This is a genomic window from Rhizobium sp. Root483D2 (assembly GCF_001426685.1).
GTDB lineage: Bacteria > Pseudomonadota > Alphaproteobacteria > Rhizobiales > Rhizobiaceae > Pararhizobium > Pararhizobium qamdonense.
Genome location: NZ_LMFB01000038.1, coordinates 48,232 through 64,026, shown reverse-complemented (window position 1 = coordinate 64,026; position 15,795 = coordinate 48,232). Strand labels below are relative to the sequence as shown.

The 15,795-nt window shown below is 61.6% G+C and carries 12 protein-coding genes, 1 pseudogene and 1 riboswitch; of the genes and pseudogenes, 7 read left to right on the top strand and 6 right to left on the bottom strand.

Features of this window, described 5'->3' with window-relative positions; all coding sequences use genetic code 11:
* Window positions 1–50: 50 nt before the first annotated feature.
* Together ASD32_RS23315 and ASD32_RS30365 are read right to left on the bottom strand one after the other, a co-directional pair.
* The gene (locus ASD32_RS23315; protein WP_060640426.1) at window positions 51–1,049 is read right to left on the bottom strand and encodes an ABC transporter substrate-binding protein; all 999 of its coding nucleotides are present in this window, start codon (window positions 1,047–1,049) and stop codon (window positions 51–53) included.
* A 763-nt stretch (window positions 1,050–1,812) separates the two neighbouring features.
* Window positions 1,813–1,956, bottom strand: a complete 144-nt coding sequence (locus ASD32_RS30365; RefSeq protein ID WP_200953637.1) for a hypothetical protein — start codon at window positions 1,954–1,956, stop codon at window positions 1,813–1,815.
* A 245-nt stretch (window positions 1,957–2,201) separates the two neighbouring features.
* Between ASD32_RS30365 and ASD32_RS23310 the strand changes: the two genes are divergently transcribed.
* Entirely contained in the window at window positions 2,202–3,656 is a 1,455-nt protein-coding gene (locus ASD32_RS23310; RefSeq protein ID WP_060640425.1) for a cobyric acid synthase, read from the top strand.
* A gap of 12 nt (window positions 3,657–3,668) precedes the next feature.
* On the opposite strand, the gene ASD32_RS23305 is transcribed toward ASD32_RS23310, so the two are convergent.
* On the bottom strand, window positions 3,669–5,459 hold the full coding sequence (locus ASD32_RS23305; protein WP_060640511.1) for a chloride channel protein: 1,791 nt from the start codon (window positions 5,457–5,459) through the stop codon (window positions 3,669–3,671).
* 132 nt (window positions 5,460–5,591) lie between these two features.
* A riboswitch (cobalamin riboswitch) is annotated at window positions 5,592–5,990 on the top strand.
* Between the two features lie 175 nt (window positions 5,991–6,165).
* On the opposite strand from ASD32_RS23305, the gene cobU reads away from it, so the two are divergent.
* The 5 genes from cobU to cobO all read left to right on the top strand — a co-directional run bounded on the left by cobU (window position 6,166) and on the right by cobO (window position 13,333).
* On the top strand, window positions 6,166–6,690 hold the full coding sequence (gene cobU / locus ASD32_RS23300) for a bifunctional adenosylcobinamide kinase/adenosylcobinamide-phosphate guanylyltransferase (protein ID WP_060640424.1): 525 nt from the start codon (window positions 6,166–6,168) through the stop codon (window positions 6,688–6,690).
* A 3-nt stretch (window positions 6,691–6,693) separates the two neighbouring features.
* Entirely contained in the window at window positions 6,694–7,758 is a 1,065-nt protein-coding gene (gene cobW / locus ASD32_RS23295; RefSeq protein ID WP_060640423.1) for a cobalamin biosynthesis protein CobW, read from the top strand.
* Window positions 7,759–7,938: 180 nt separating this feature from the next.
* Window positions 7,939–12,096: a cobaltochelatase subunit CobN gene (gene cobN, locus ASD32_RS23290; RefSeq protein ID WP_060640422.1), complete on the top strand. Its 4,158-nt coding sequence runs from the start codon at window positions 7,939–7,941 to the stop codon at window positions 12,094–12,096.
* 9 nt (window positions 12,097–12,105) lie between these two features.
* Window positions 12,106–12,696 carry a dimethylsulfonioproprionate lyase family protein gene (locus ASD32_RS23285; protein WP_060640421.1) on the top strand — a complete coding sequence of 197 codons (591 nt, stop codon included), beginning with the start codon at window positions 12,106–12,108 and terminating at the stop codon, window positions 12,694–12,696.
* The gene (cobO, locus tag ASD32_RS23280; RefSeq protein WP_060640420.1) at window positions 12,689–13,333 is read left to right on the top strand and encodes a cob(I)yrinic acid a,c-diamide adenosyltransferase; all 645 of its coding nucleotides are present in this window, start codon (window positions 12,689–12,691) and stop codon (window positions 13,331–13,333) included. Before ASD32_RS23285 ends, cobO begins: the two co-directional genes overlap by 8 nt.
* Before the next feature lie 26 nt (window positions 13,334–13,359).
* Here cobO and ASD32_RS23275 read toward each other — a convergent pair whose 3' ends face one another.
* The 3 genes from ASD32_RS23275 to ASD32_RS29785 all read right to left on the bottom strand — a co-directional run bounded on the left by ASD32_RS23275 (window position 13,360) and on the right by ASD32_RS29785 (window position 14,821).
* A complete protein-coding gene (locus tag ASD32_RS23275; RefSeq protein WP_060640419.1) occupies window positions 13,360–14,145 on the bottom strand; it encodes a TSUP family transporter in 786 nt (261 codons plus the stop codon).
* A gap of 123 nt (window positions 14,146–14,268) precedes the next feature.
* Entirely contained in the window at window positions 14,269–14,532 is a 264-nt protein-coding gene (locus tag ASD32_RS23270; protein ID WP_060640418.1) for a DUF1488 domain-containing protein, read from the bottom strand.
* Window positions 14,533–14,581: 49 nt separating this feature from the next.
* The gene (locus ASD32_RS29785) at window positions 14,582–14,821 is read right to left on the bottom strand and encodes a hypothetical protein (protein ID WP_156383308.1); all 240 of its coding nucleotides are present in this window, start codon (window positions 14,819–14,821) and stop codon (window positions 14,582–14,584) included.
* Between the two features lie 458 nt (window positions 14,822–15,279).
* Between ASD32_RS29785 and ASD32_RS23265 the strand changes: the two are divergent.
* A pseudogene (locus ASD32_RS23265) lies at window positions 15,280–15,681 on the top strand (cobalamin biosynthesis protein); the annotation flags it as partial.
* Between the last annotated feature and the right edge of the window lie 114 nt (window positions 15,682–15,795).

Genomic DNA, 15,795 nt, shown 5'->3' with positions numbered 1-15,795 from the left:
GCCGGCGGTAAGCCGGCAGCGGAGAGGGCTCCGCTGCCGCAGGCAATGCCTTAAAGGGCTGCCTTGACCTTTTCGGCGACATCCGGTGCGACCCACTTGGTCCACATGTCCGGATAGGTTTCCAGGAAGTACTTGGCCGCGTCTTCGTTGGTGCCCTGGTTGTCGGTCATCCAGGCAAGAACCTTGTTGACGGTGCCGTTGTCCCATTTGCGGACCTTGACATAGTCCATGGCAACGCCGGCTTTCTCGGAGAATGCCTTGGTCACGACGGTGTAGACGTCGGAGGTCGGGTAGGAATTGACCTTCGGATCGGCGCAATCTGGAACCGCCGTGCAGGCATCCCAGTCCGCCTTGTTGTGATCGACGCCAAAGCTCAGGCGGGTCATCTGGTACTTACCGAGGATGGCCGTCGGAGCCCAGTAGTAGCCGAGCCAGCCAGCTTTCTTTTCGAAGGCGTTGGAGATCGAGCCGTCAAGGCCGGCGGCCGAGCCGGTGTCAACCAGTTCGAAGCCATCCTTGTCGGCGTTTAGCGCCTTGTAGAGGTTTGCGGTCGAGACCTGGCAGTTCCAGCCCGACGGGCAGTTGAAGACGGCGGCCTTCGACGGATCTTCCGGAGCCGGGAACAGTTCCGGATGCTTCAGGGCGTCCTGCACGGTCTTGATGTCGGGATGCGCGTCGGCCAGGAACTTCGGAATCCACCAGCCTTCGACGCCGCCTTCGCTCAGCAGCGGGGCGGCTTCGATCAGACGGCCTTCCTTGATGGCGGCATCGAGCGGCGTGCGCACGGCATTGACCCACAATTCGGGCGCCATGTCGGGCTGGGCCTTCTCGTTCATGGAGGTGAAGGTCGGCATCGTGTCGCCGGTGACAAGCGTTACCGTGCAGCCATAGCCATTTTCAAGAATGTACTTATCGACATGCGCCGCGACGCCTGCCGAGGCCCAGTTCATTTCTGCGATGCTGACTTCGCCGCAGTCTGCGGCTTGAGCGGAACCGGCAAGCGCATAGACGCCGGCGGCGAGAATGGTGGAAGCGAGGAGCTTCTTCATGTTTAAGACCTCCCAGTCTTATTGCAGACAAAATCGTGGGGTCCATCGGGATACTGCATCTCCCGCAAACCCAATCGTACAGGTTGAAGCAGGCCGGGGGGCTCTTGTGGCAAGGCCAATCTTTCATCCCCGCTGCGACGGCGTTGGAGTTTTCTTGTCTGGCTGCGGAACTCTGTCGTCAGCCATCTCTCTTTTTACCGTTAGGGGCAGCGTAAGTATTCCACAGGAGAAATCAACCTCCGGAATCGTTTTAAGCCGTTCCGAGAGCATTTCGGCAACCGCCGGAGGCCTGCGCAACCTGTTGAAATTTAATGAGCCGGGCAAGATTTTTGTGCAAACACGCCGCTCTGTGGCGTAAAATTAGCACTGCTTCACACAAGAGTTGCAGAGCGTGTTTTATCCCAGACAAATTGTGTTCCGTATGCGTCTTCACGCGGATTTTCATCCGCCGTGAAAAAAAGTAAAAAAAAGCGCGAATTCACCTTTGGTTAAGCTCTCACTAACCATCCGGTAACACTGTCAGGCTAATTGTTTTCCTGCGGCGGGGGAGACTTGGCCGCCCGGCCGGATCAGGTTTTGCGTCCCGGCTGGAGCGATCTCCGGGTGTATGCCGGAGCGGCCATGTGTTTGTTTTGGCAGACCGCACGGTTCCTTGACGGGAGCGGGTGCGGTTTTCGCATGTGCGGCACTCTCGTTCAGGCATAAAAAAACCGCGCCATCTTCAAAGAGCGGCGCGGTCTTGAAGTGTCAGTCCGGGAGAGTATCAGCCGACGCTGCGGGTACGGATGAAGCCCAGCGGGCCGAAGGGGCTGGCCATGACCGTGTTGCGCACGCGCGACTGGCTGTCGGGAACCTTGGAGTTCCAGGCGATCTGAACGAAATTGGGCTTGCTGAAGATGAACAACATCTGGGTTTGACCTTGGGTGTGGAGCGCCTATCGCTCCGTGCTTTGATGGTGCTGATATAATCCTGTTTTGGCGGAATACAACGAGTATTTTTGCCATGCGATGTCGCTTTCCGGATAGTTTTAGCGCCGTGCCGTACAAGCCTTGCAGCGGCCTGAAATATCGCGTGAAAACCGCCGTCAAACGCGGCGGAAATGCGGCGGAATAAGGCTTTTCTTGCGGTGGCCGCAATGCTAGATCAGGCGCCATGACAAAGACGATCATGCTTCAGGGAACCGGCTCCGATGTCGGAAAAACGGTACTCGTGGCGGGGCTCTGCCGCATCGCTGCCAATCGCGGCCTCAAGGTCGCGCCCTTCAAGCCCCAGAACATGTCGAACAACGCGGCGGTTTCGGATGATGGCGGCGAGATCGGCCGGGCGCAGTGGCTGCAATCGATGGCGGCGCGCATTCCGTCATCGGTGCATATGAACCCTGTCCTCTTGAAGCCGCAGTCGGAAACCGGCAGCCAGATCATCGTGCAGGGAAAGGTGGCCGGCCAGGCGAGGGGGCGCGATTATCAGGCCTTGAAGCCGAAGCTGATGGGCGCCGTCCTGGAAAGTTTCGAGATCGTCCGGTCGGGCAAGGATCTGGTCGTCGTCGAAGGGGCGGGGTCACCCGCCGAAATCAACCTGCGGGCCGGCGATATCGCCAATATGGGCTTTGCCACGCGCGCCAATGTGCCGGTCGTGCTGGTCGGGGATATCGACCGGGGCGGCGTCATCGCCTCGCTGGTCGGCACGCATGCCATCTTGCCCGGCGAAGACTGCGCCATGATCAGCGGCTATATCATCAACAAGTTCCGGGGCGACGTGTCGCTGTTTGACGATGGCATTGCGGCGATCGATGGATTTACCGGCTGGTCCTGTTTTGGCGTCGTGCCCTGGCTTAAGAGTGCGGCGCGTCTGCCGGCGGAAGATTCGGTCGTTCTTGAAAAACTGACGCGCGGGACGGGCAGGGCCTTGAAGATTGCGGTGCCGGTTTTGTCGCGCATCGCCAATTTCGACGATTTTGATCCGCTGGCCGCCGAGCCGCAGGTCGATCTCATCTTCGTGCGGCCGGGCGAACGCATTCCGGCCGATGCCGGCCTGGTCGTCATTCCCGGATCGAAGGCGACGATCGCCGACCTCTTAGATGTCCGCGCGCAGGGGTGGGACCGCGATCTTCAGGCGCATGTGCGCCGCGGCGGCCGCGTCATCGGTATTTGCGGCGGCTACCAGATGCTCGGAGACCGCGTCACCGATCCGCACGGTATCGAAGGCAATGTCAGCGAGATCGCAGGGCTTGGCCTTCTGGCGGTCGAAACGGAAATGGCGCCGGAAAAGACGGTGCGCAACATAAGCGCCCGTTCGGCAATCTACGATGTGGCGCTGGAAGGCTATGAAATCCACCTAGGCCGCACAATAGGCGCCGATTGTGCCCGTCCGGCTGTCATCATCGACGGCCGTCCGGACGGGGCGGTCTCGCCGGATGGTCTTGTCAGCGGAACCTATCTGCACGGCCTGTTTGCCAGCGACGCCTACCGCGCAGCGCTGCTTAAGAGCTTCGGCATCGAAGGCGGCGGTGAAAATTACCGGCTCTCGGTCGACCGGGCGCTGGACGATGTCGCAGCCGAACTGGAATCGGTGCTTAATCCGCGCTGGCTGGACGGTCTGATGTCCTGAAGCAGGGCCGGTTCAAATTTCTCCGGATGCTTCGCGGCGTCTGCGGTCGAGTTCTTCGCTGTAGCGGCGCAACGTATGGCTTTCGGTCAAGAGGCCGATGACACGCCGTTCGATGAGGTTGTTGACCACGGCCAGCGCATCGCTCTCCGTCGTGTCGAACAGGGACGCCGCCTGCTTGGCATTCATGTTCGGCTGCAGGAAATCATTGCCCAGCCGGATGAAGGCGGACAGGTCCTGTTTTTCGCCGCTGGCCTCAACAGGGCTCGCATAGACCTCCGGCACCTGGATGATACCCGCATATTTCGCGCCATCTACAACCACGACCCGCTGCGTCGATCCCAGCGGAAAGTCGCGGCGGAAATCGTCGAGCGTCGCTTGCGCGTCGATCGTTCGGACATCGGTGCGCATCAGGCGGCCGACGGTAAGGTTGCGGATCCAGCCAACATCGTGGGCGCTGCGGATGCTCTCGCCGCGCAGGTGAAAACGCCATGTGGCAAACGAGTAGCCGAAGGTGGTGCGCACCACGAGCGAGGAGGTGATCACGGCGGCAAGAACGAGCACCGTGATGGGAAAGTCGCCGGTGATTTCGAGCGCCAGGAACGTCATGGTGAGCGGTCCGCCGATGACGGCGACCGCCAGCGCGCTCATGCCAACGACCGCATAGATGACCGGGGTCAGCGTCGCCTGGGCAAAGATATAGGGTGCGGAAAAGGCAAACAGCTTGCCTAGCAGTGCCCCCATGAACAGCGAGGCAAAGAACAGGCCGCCGCGAAAGCCGGAGCCGATCGAGATCGCCGATGCCAGCGATTTCATCAGGAACAGGCCGATCAGCATCGGGATCGCGGGAGAACTCGCAAGATTGAGATGCAGGGCACCGTGACCGGCCGACAGGACCTGCGGCGATATCAGTGCGAGAAGCCCGACCACGATGCCGCCGAGGGCCGGCCGCAGCGGAGCCGGGATGAAGCTGCGGCGGGCAAACCCTTCGACCAACGAGACGCCCTTCATCAGCAGGATGCCCATGCCGGCGCAGAAGCAGCCGAGCAGCAGCGCCGGCAGATAGTCAGCCGGAACGACTGCGCCGAACTGACCGACATCGATGGTGAAATCACCCGCATAGAGCCATCTCGCGATGAGGTTTGCGACGAGGGCGGAGACGACGACCGGGGTGAGGGAGACGATCGTATAGGTGCCGATGATCAGCTCGAAGGCATAGAAGGCACCGGTCAGCGGCGCATTGAACGCGGCGGCAATGGCGCCTGCCGCGCCGCAGCCAACCAGGGTGCGCAGGTCCGAGCGGCGAAGCTGCAGCGAAATGCCGAGCTTGGAGGCGATGCCGGACGCCAGCTGCGTATAACCGGCCTCCAGCCCGACGGAGGCGCCGAAGCCGTTGGAAATCAGGTTCTGGACTGCGACGATAATGCTGTCGGTGAGCGACAGGCGGCCGCCGTGCAGGGCGTTGGCTTCGATGGGATCGACCATCGGCTTCTTGCGCCAGGAGGCCAGAAGCAGCATCAGCAGGCCCAGAAGGATGCCGCCGACAATGGGCGCGATCAACACGGAGATTTCGCCTGTCAGATTGCTGGAGCTGAGTCGCTCTGCGTCGGAAATTCCGAAAATCAGGCTGTGCAGACGGCTGGATATGATGCTCATCGCCGTAACCGCCAGGCCAGACGTGACGCCGACGATGATGCCGGCCGTGACCAGCCCCAGTTCGCTTCGCCGCGCAAAGGCGCGTATTCGCCCGATGTCGAAAAGCAGGGAGAGAGAGCCGAGCCGCCGCAGGTCGAGTTTCGGTATCATTTTCAGCTTCATGGCTTGGCCGTCCTGTCTCTGACCCGTCGTAAAAGGCATGGCAGCGGAGATCAAGCCTCGTCTGCCGATGTGCGGGTGTCCGCAGATGCGCCGCAATTGACTTGATCCGGGCGAGCGCCTAATCATCAGCCGTTGGATGGTTCCCGGTATGCCGCTGCATGCCGGGAGTAAATGGGAATGCGACGGGCCGGACCCATGCCGGGCGTCCTTATCGCAGCCGACCCCGCGACTGTAGAACGGTCAGGGTTCGCCATCCGGGAAAGCCGATACGTCCGGACTGTCCGCATTCGCGGCGGCGGACAGGACCGGCCCAACCGGAAAAGCCACTGGAGCGGCATTGTGATCAGCCGGGGCTGGACGCCTCTATGTCTACGAATCGTCCACCTCTTCACGATGCCCGCCGATTGCGGTCACGCAATGCGGCGCAAAAGCTCCGGGAAGGCGAGGCGGACCCGTTCGTCCCCTGATAAGGACGTGGCGCCGTGAGCCAGGAGACCTGCCACCCTCAAGGACGCCATCTTTATTTTGGGGTCCGCCCGATCCAGGGAGAAATGCTCCCGATGCCAGCACGGAGGTTGTCATGGCTTTATCATCCCGTTCCCGGAACGGACCGTTTCGCGTTGCCGCACAGGCCGTCACGCGCCGTGCACCAATCGCACTCTCTTCCGGCGCGCGCTGAGGCCGGGATCATTTTATGACATCGATACAGTCAGGCAGCGTGCTGGTCTTGGGCGGCGCCCGTTCCGGCAAATCCGCTTTCGCCGAGAAACTTGTCGTGGCGTCGGGTCTGCGCATGCATTACGTCGCGACCGGAAGGGCGTGGGACGGCGAAATGCAGGCAAGGATTACCGAGCATCGCGATCGCCGCGGGGACGACTGGCAAACCCATGAGGAACCGCTTGAACTCGCCTCCTGCCTGAAAGCGATCGACGCGCCCGATCGTATCATCCTCATCGATTGTCTGACGCTCTGGGTCACCAATCTGATGATGGAGAATCGGGATATACAGGCGGAATTTGAACGGCTGGCGGCCGATGTGCCGCAGGCCAAGGCCAGGCTGGTCTTCGTCTCCAACGAAGTCGGGCTGGGCATCGTGCCGGAGAACCGGATGGCGCGCGACTTTCGCGACCATGCCGGCCGGCTGAACCAGATCATTGCGGCGATATCCGCAGACGTCTATTTTATCGCGGCCGGATTGCCGCTGAAAATGAAGGGTTGATCCATGACCATTGAAAAAGCCGCCCACGGCAAGATCCCGGCCACCGTCATCACCGGCTTTCTCGGTGCCGGCAAGACGACGATGATCCGCAACATCCTGCAGAATGCCGGCGGCCGACGCATCGCGCTGATCATCAACGAATTCGGCGATCTCGGCGTTGATGGCGACGTGTTGAAGGGCTGCGGCGCGGAAGCCTGCAGCGAGGACGATATTATCGAGCTGACCAATGGCTGCATCTGCTGCACCGTCGCCGACGATTTCATCCCGACCATGACCAAGCTCCTGGAACGCGAAAATCGCCCGGATCACATCGTCATCGAGACATCCGGCCTTGCACTGCCGCAGCCGCTGATCGCCGCCTTCAACTGGCCGGATATCCGCACGCAGGTGACCGTCGATGGCGTGATCACCGTGGTCGACAGTGCTGCGGTTGCCGCCGGACGCTTCGCCGACGATCACGACAAGGTCGATGCTCTGCGCGTCAACGACGACAATCTCGATCATGAAAGCCCGATCGAGGAACTGTTCGAGGACCAGCTGACCGCTGCCGACCTGATCATTCTCAACAAGACCGACCTGCTCGATTCGACCGGCCTTGCCTTTGTCCGCAACGAAGTCGCCTCGCGCACCAGCCGCAAGCCGACGATGATCGAAGCGAAGAATGGCGAAGTTTCTTCAGCCGTTCTGCTCGGCCTTGGCGTCGGCACCGAAAGCGACATCGCCAACCGCAAGTCCCATCACGAGATGGAACATGAGGCGGGCGAAGAGCACAGCCATGACGAATTCGACAGTTTCGTGGTGGAACTCGGCCCGATCGCCGATCCGGCCGCCTTCATCGAAAAGCTGAAGCCGATCGTCGCCGCGCATGACGTGCTGCGGCTGAAGGGCTTTGCCGATATACCTGGAAAGCCGATGCGCCTTTTGATCCAGGGCGTCGGCGCCCGGATCGACCAGTATTTCGACCGCCCCTGGGCTGCCGGCGAAGTGCGCCGCACCCGCCTGGTCGTCATCGGCCTGCACGACATGGATGAAGCAGCCGTTCGGGCTGCCATCGCTGCGGCGGTTTGAGGGTATCTTGACCGGGCGCGAGAATTTTCCCTCTCCAACCCCTCCCCACAAGGTGGAGGGGTTCGGATTGCGTTTGCCGCAAATTTGGTGCGCCACCATAATCGCGTGGGCTGAATTTCGCGCGGGAACTCGTAAGCTTGGCAAGCCGGCACGGACTTTGCCCCGTCTCAAGGAGGGACCATGCATCTCCTCCTAGCCCAGAAGGGCACGATCACCGACGGCGAAGAGGCGATCGATCTCGGCCAGTCGCCAGGCGATATCCTGTTTCTGTCGGCTGCCGATACCGAGCTTTCGTCAATCGCCGGCGCACATCGCATGCGCGACGCACAGCCGAGCCTTCGGGTCGCGAGCCTGCTCACGCTCAAGCACCCGATGTCGGTCGATACCTATGTCGAGCGCACGGCCCGCCACGCGAAACTGATCATCGTGCGGCCGCTCGGCGGCGCCAGCTATTTCCAGTATGTCCTGGAGGCGCTGCATGCGGCGGCCGTCACCCACAGGTTCCAGATTGCCGTGCTGCCCGGCTGCGACAAGCCCGATCCCGGGCTCGAGCCGTTTTCGACCATTGGCGTCGAAGACCGCAATCGGATGTGGGCCTATTTCACCGAGGGCGGCGCCGACAATATGGGCCGGCTGCTGCGCTATGCCGAAGCCCTGATCGACGGCGCGGAAAAACCGCAATCGGCCGCACCGCTGATGAAGGCCGGTATCTGGTGGCCAGGGCAGGGTGTGATCGGGGTTGAGGCCTGGAAGAAGGCGGCTGGGTTTGGTGCTTTCGGAGAGATACCCCCCGCTGCGCTGCCGGGCATTTCCCCCTCAAGGGGTAAGATTGGCGCGGGGCGCCTGCACCAATCCCTAACCGAATTTGAGATCGCTGAGTCTGACCTGGGATTGCGAGAGATTGCCCCAGCGATCTCCCCCCTTGAGGGGGAGATGCCCGACAGGGCAGAGGGGGGTATGCGTCCCCAAAACGAGAGCGTCCCATCCCGTTCGAACTCGGTAACGGGAGAAAGCCTCCAACCCCCAACCGTCGCATTGTGCTTCTACCGCGCGCTTGTTCAAAGTGGCGAAACCAAACCCGTCGAAGCCCTGATCGCAGCACTCGGTGCCGAAGGGATGACGGTGCTGCCGGTATTCGTGTCCAGCCTCAAGGATGCCGTGTCGATCGGGACGCTTCAGGCGATTTTTGGCGAGGTGCCGCCGGCTGTGGTGATGAATGCAACCGGGTTCGCGGTCTCTGCGCCCGGCGCCGACCGTAAGCCGACCGTGCTGGAGTTTTCGGATGCACCCGTTTTGCAGGTGATCTTTTCCGGTTCGTCGCGATCCGCATGGGAAGCCTCGCCGCAGGGGCTGATGGCGCGCGATCTCGCCATGAACGTGGCGCTGCCGGAGGTCGATGGCCGCATCCTGTCGCGGGCCGTCTCGTTCAAGGCGGCGGCAATCTATGACGCGGATGTCGAGGCCAATATCGTCGGCCACGAACCGCTGGCCGACCGGGTCGCCTTTGCCGCGAAGCTTGCGGCCAACTGGGCAAGGCTGCGCAAGGCCGCGCCAAGCGAGCGCCGCGTGGCGATCATCATGGCAAATTACCCCAACCGCGACGGGCGGCTCGGCAATGGCGTCGGTCTCGATACCCCTGCAGGAACCATCGAAGTGATGAAGGCAATGGCCGCCGCCGGCTATGCCATCGATTCGATCCCCGCCAGTGGCGACGCGCTGATTGCGCATCTGATGGAGGGTCCGACCAACTCGGCGCGGGCGGATTGCGACATCCGTGAAACGTTTTCGTTGAGTGAATACAACGCCTTCTTTGCATCACTTCCCGATCGGATTCAGGCTGAGGTTACCGGCCGGTGGGGCGAGCCGCAGAGCGATCCGTTTTTCCGGGATGGCCGTTTCGCCCTGCCTTTGACGCGCTTTGGGCAAACGCTGGTAGGCATCCAGCCGGCACGCGGCTATCATATCGATCCGAAGGAAACCTATCACTCGCCGGACCTTGTGCCGCCGCATGGATATCTCGCCTTCTACGCCTGTCTGCGCCGCGACTACGGCGCCCATGCCATCATCCATATGGGCAAGCACGGCAATCTCGAATGGCTGCCGGGCAAGTCGCTGGCGCTGTCGGAAGGTTGCTATCCGGAAGCCGTCTTCGGCCCGATGCCGCATCTCTATCCGTTCATCGTCAACGATCCCGGCGAGGGCACGCAGGCCAAGCGCCGCACGGCCGCCGTGATCATCGACCACCTGACGCCGCCTTTGACGCGGGCTGAATCCTATGGTCCGCTGAAGGACCTGGAAGCGCTGGTCGACGAATATTACGACGCGGCCGGCGGTGATCCCCGGCGCCTGCGGCTGCTCAGCAAGCAAATTCTCGAGCTCGTCCGCGATATCGGCCTTGACCATGATGCCGGCATTGCCGGCACGGATGGCGAGGACAAGGCGCTTGAAAAACTCGATGCCTATCTCTGCGACCTCAAGGAATTGCAGATCCGCGATGGTCTGCATGTCTTCGGGGTGGCGCCGGAAGGCCGGTTGCTGACGGATCTGACGGTTGCGCTGGCGCGCGTGCCCCGCGGACAGAGCGAGGGCGGCGATCAGAGCCTGCAACGGGCGATTGCGGCGGATGCGTTTGCGAAAGACCCCACCCCAACCCCTCCCCACAAGGGGGAGGGGCTTAACCCGGCTTCTAACGCCGGGGCCCATGTTCAAGACAGCGAGGGTGCTGCGTCTGCAGAGTTTGGCAGTAGCCTGACGGGCAAGCCGCAGATTAGTCCCTCCCCCTTGTGGGGAGGGGTTGGGGAGGGGATCTTTTCCTTCGACCCGCTCGATTGCATCCCGTCCGATCCCTGGTCCGGCCCGAAACCGGCCATTCTCGCCGAGATATCCGACGCCCCATGGCGGACGGCTGGCGATACCGTCGAGCGCATCGAGCTTCTGGCGGCGAAATTTGTCTCCGGCGACTTGCCATGCCCGCAAGGCTGGGCGGCCACCGGCGCCGTTCTGCATGAGGTCGAAACCCGTCTCAAACCGTCGATCGTCCAGTCCGGGCATGCGGAAATTGCCGCCCTGATGACTGGTCTTGATGGACGGTTTGTCGCTCCCGGTCCGTCGGGTGCGCCGACGCGCGGGCGGCCGGACGTGTTGCCGACCGGGCGCAATTTCTATTCGGTCGATAGCCGCGCCGTACCGACGCCGGCGGCCTTCGAACTCGGAAAGAAATCGGCGGAACTGTTGATCCGCCGCTATCTGCAGGATCACGGCGACTGGCCGACATCGTTCGGGCTGACCGCCTGGGGCACATCGAACATGCGCACCGGCGGCGACGATATCGCCCAGGCCATGGCACTGATCGGCACCAAGCCGGTCTGGGATATGATGTCGCGGCGTGTGACGGGCTATGAAATCGTGCCGCTTGCTATTCTCGGCCGTCCGCGCGTCGATGTCACCTTGCGCATTTCCGGCTTTTTCCGCGATGCCTTTCCCGAGCAGATTGCCCTTTTCGACACGGCTATCCGCGCCGTTGGCGGGCTCGAGGAGGATGATGCCGACAACATGATCGCCGCCCGCATGCGTGCGGAAGCCAAACGGCTGGAAGCCGCCGGCGTTTCGGCAAAGGATGCGGCACGGCGCGCGTCCTACCGCGTCTTCGGGGCCAAGCCCGGCGCCTATGGTGCCGGGTTGCAGGCGCTGATGGACGAGGGCGGCTGGGGCAATCGCGCCGATCTCGCCGATGCCTATCTCACCTGGGGAAGCTATGCCTATGGCGCGGGCGAGGACGGCAAGGCCGAGCGCGGGCTGCTTGAAGCGCGATTGAAGACGGTTGAGGCCGTCGTGCAGAACCAGGACAACCGCGAGCACGACCTGCTCGATAGCGACGACTATTACCAGTTCGAAGGCGGCATGAGCCTGGCCGTCGAGCAGATGGCCGGCACGCGCCCGGTGATCTATCACAACGACCATTCGCGCCCGGAAAAGCCGGTGATCCGCTCGCTGGAAGAAGAGATCGGCCGGGTGGTGCGCGGCCGCGTTGTCAATCCGAAATGGATCGACGGCGTCATGCGCCATGGCTACAAGGGCGCCTTCGAAATCGCAGCCACCGTCGATTACATGTTTGCCTTCGCGGCAACGACGGGTGCCGTGCGCAGCCATCACTTCGAGGCGGTCTACCAGGCCTATGTGATGGACGAGCGCGTGCGCCAGTTCATGGAAGAGAAGAACCCGAATGCACTGCGGGAGATGACCGACAAGCTGATGGAGGCGATCGACCGCGGCCTGTGGTCGCCACGCTCCAACTCGGCCCGGTTCGAGCTGCAGGGCCTTTCGGCGGCGGCGGAATAGGCGGCGGCGATGGAAAAGCGGACGCTGCTCACGGCATTCAGGGACTATCTGGATTCGATGAATTCAGCTGATGTCGCGGATTTTCTCGATGGTTTCGACTGGGATTTGCAGTTGCGGCAGCTTGACCCGGAAACCATCCCGGTCGTCAGGCAACTGCAGTCGATCACCGCAGGTCCCGGCGATAGCCTTCTAGAGATGCTGTCGCAGCAAGCGCATGGCCTCCATTGGGGGCGCACCTATGGCTCGGCCGATTTCGGCGAGCATTTCCTCAGGAACTATGGCTGGATGGAGCTTTTCGGCTCTCGCGGCCATTTTGCCAGCGGCGACATGGCGGGCGGTTTTCTTCTTCTGGGGCCTGATATCGACTATCCGGATCACCATCATATCGCCGAGGAAATCTACGTGCCGCTGACGGATGGCTCTCTGTGGAGCCGCGATCGCAGCGCGTTTGCAATCCGCATGGCCGGTGAGGTCATCCATCATCCATCCGGCATCAACCATGCCATGAAAACCACGGACCGGCCGCTCGTTGCACTCTATCTGTGGCGCGGCGGACCGCTTGCTGAGAAACCGAAATTTGAGGGGACACACCATGAGTGAAGACGACGTACAGGCAGCGGAAACAGGCCCCGTCCACGACGAAGCCCGTCACGCCATGAAGATGGCGAAGAAGAAGACCGCGCGTGAAAAGATCATGGCGACGAAGACGGACCAGAAGGGCCTCATCATCGTCAATACCGGCAAGGGCAAGGGCAAATCGACGGCCGGTTTCGGCATGATCTTCCGCCATATCGCCCATGGCATGCCGTCAGCCGTCGTGCAGTTCATCAAGGGCGCCTGGGAAACCGGCGAGCGCGATCTGATCGAGAAGCATTTTGGCGATGTCTGCCAATTCTATACGCTGGGCGAGGGCTTCACCTGGGAAACGCAGGACCGGTCGCGCGACATCGCCATGGCCGAAAAAGCCTGGGAAAAGGCCAAGGAACTGATCCGCGACGAGCGGAATTCCATGGTCCTGCTCGATGAGATCAATATTGCGCTGCGCTATGATTATATCGACGTGGCCGAGGTGGTACGGTTCCTGAAAGACGAAAAGCCGCCTATGACGCATGTGGTGCTGACCGGCCGCAACGCCAAGGAAGAGCTGATCGAGGCCGCCGATCTCGTCACCGAGATGGAACTGATCAAGCATCCTTTCCGCTCCGGCATCAAGGCGCAGGTCGGCGTCGAGTTCTGACCGTCTAGCGGTGAAGCGCTCGTGTTTTACCAGCCGAGCCAGATCCGGACCGGATGGCCCGGATCGGCCAGAAGCTTGATCGCCAAGGCGATGCAGGTGACGACCAGGAGCGGCTTGATGATCTTGGCGCCGTTTTTCATGGCAAACCGCGATCCGACCTGAGCGCCGGCAAACTGACCGGCGCCCATCAGGAGGCCAACTTTCCACAGGATCACGCCGTACAGCGCGAACACGACGAAGCCGCCGATATTGGAGCCGAAATTCAGGAATTTCGTATGCGCCGTCGCCTTCAATATGCCGAAACCGGCCAATGTTACAAAGCCCAGCATGAAGAAGGACCCTGTGCCGGGGCCGAACACGCCATCATAAAAGCCGATCAACGGAACGAAGATCAGGCCGAAGAGAAAGGGTGTCATCCGCCGTGTCCGGTCGGTGTCGCTGATATTCGGCTTCAAGCCGAAATAAAGCGCGATGGCGATCAGGAAAAACGGTAGCGCCACCTTCAATACGTCACCGGGAACGATCGTGGCGAGCACGGCACCCAGCGCTCCGCCGATCATCGCAAGGGCCGCCATCGGCAATTGTCCGACCAGATTGACATGGCCGCGCCGCGCATAGGCAATGCTCGCCGAGCCTGATCCGAACAGCGATTGCAGCTTGTTGGTCCCCAGCGTTTCGAGCGGCGGAATACCGGCAATCAGCATGGCCGGTATGGTGATCATGCCGCCGCCACCGGCGATGGAATCGATGAACCCGGCAACAAAGGCGGCGATGAATAGGAAGGCGAGGAGATGGGGGGCAAGATCGTGCACGGGGAGACTCGGACGGCCGGAGCGGATGGAAATTCAGCCACTGTGTGTCAGAGGTTCACCGGAAATGCAAAGGCGGCGGCCAGAACGGCGCCGCCCCTTGCAGAGATCACGATGGTTTGTGCCCTATTTGAAATGCGCCTCGGTCAGCACATAGCTGTCACGCCGGTCGCGCCCATAGGCCTTGCGGGCAATATCATGCACGGACGTGCGCGCCGCATCGAAGGCGGCCAGGCAATCGGCCTCGCTCGGTGCGCGCGAGACGATCTTCGGCAGGGCGCCGATTTCAACGAAGAATTTGACCTCGAACATGCCGTCATGGCCCAGAAAGCGGACGCGTCTGGCAGTTTCGTCGTAGCTGCGGCTGGTGTTTGGAAAGGTCAATGCCATGAAAAATCTGTGCCTTGAATGATTGAAATATCGGCTGCCGAAATCCGGCTTATAAAAGGCGGTTATCTTCGACAGTGCGCAGCATGCGGCGGTGTTGACCGTCGCTGTCTGGTTTCCCGGCCGCCTTGACCTTGATCTCGGCTATCTTGCGCACCGGCCTTGGCGTTGTTGCCGAGACAATCTGGATCAATGCCGGCTTTTTCTTGAAAAACATCATGGACAGTCCTCCCGCATCGGCTTGGCTGTCGGCAGCGAACGCTCGATACTGTTCTATCAAATGCCCGCGCACCGAGCGCGCATCCTGCGGTTCGTGCCGTCACTGATTGTCATTGGTAGCGCGATGACCAGGAGCAATGGTGCTTGTCATCGTCAGAAATATTCCAGAACGGAATGCGGTGCCGCAGTCTTTTGCGGTTTTGGGTGCACCTTGTCTGAGGCGTGGGCGTCAAATGCGGTTTAAGTGCGTTCAAAGCGTGGGGAGGCGCGTTTGCGGTGCTTGAAAGGGCATAATCGTCTGTATGACGCGGGCGGCTGCGCGAATGGCGCAATCCGGTTTGACCGGGCAGGTGGCCTCCGTTAAACAGGAGTGACGTGCGACGGTGCCCATCGAGGTGGGCTGAAAGAGCGTCCGGTGCGGCCGACCCAGTCAGGGGGCTTCATCCGGTGCTGTCCAGACCGCTTCGAAGCCTTTGGCTGTCGAAGGCCCCGCGCATCGTGATCGTGCGGCGCGGGAGGCGCGTTTTGGTGATGCATCGGGATATCGGCGATCAGGCGGGCCAAAGGCCGCTCGTGCTCGGCCTTGGCTGCGAGCGCGGCACGCCATGTGGCGAGGTGATCCTCCTGGCCGAAAACGCGTTGCGTCTGGCAGGTCTCGATCGCCGTGACCTGACCGGTATTGCCTCCCTCGACACGCGTGCGGCAGAACCGGCGATGCTGGCGGCCGCCACGCATTTCTCCGTACCCTTTCTGGTCTTTGATGCCGGCGCGCTGGAGGCGCAGACGTCACGGCTTAAAAATCCGTCGGAGATCGTCTTTGCCCTGACGGGCTGCCATGGCGTGGCGGAAGCGGCGGCGCTGGCTGCGGCCGGCAAGTCTGGCTCGCTCATCGTTGCGAAGATCAAGTCGGCCCATGCGACCGCAGCCATTGCTTGCGGAGAATTTGTCGAATCAAATCCGAATGTTGCCGCCGGGCGCTGGCAAAGTGATTCCGCATCTTCACATCTGGAATCAGGGCGCCTCGTATCCGTGCTGAGCGGAGCCGCG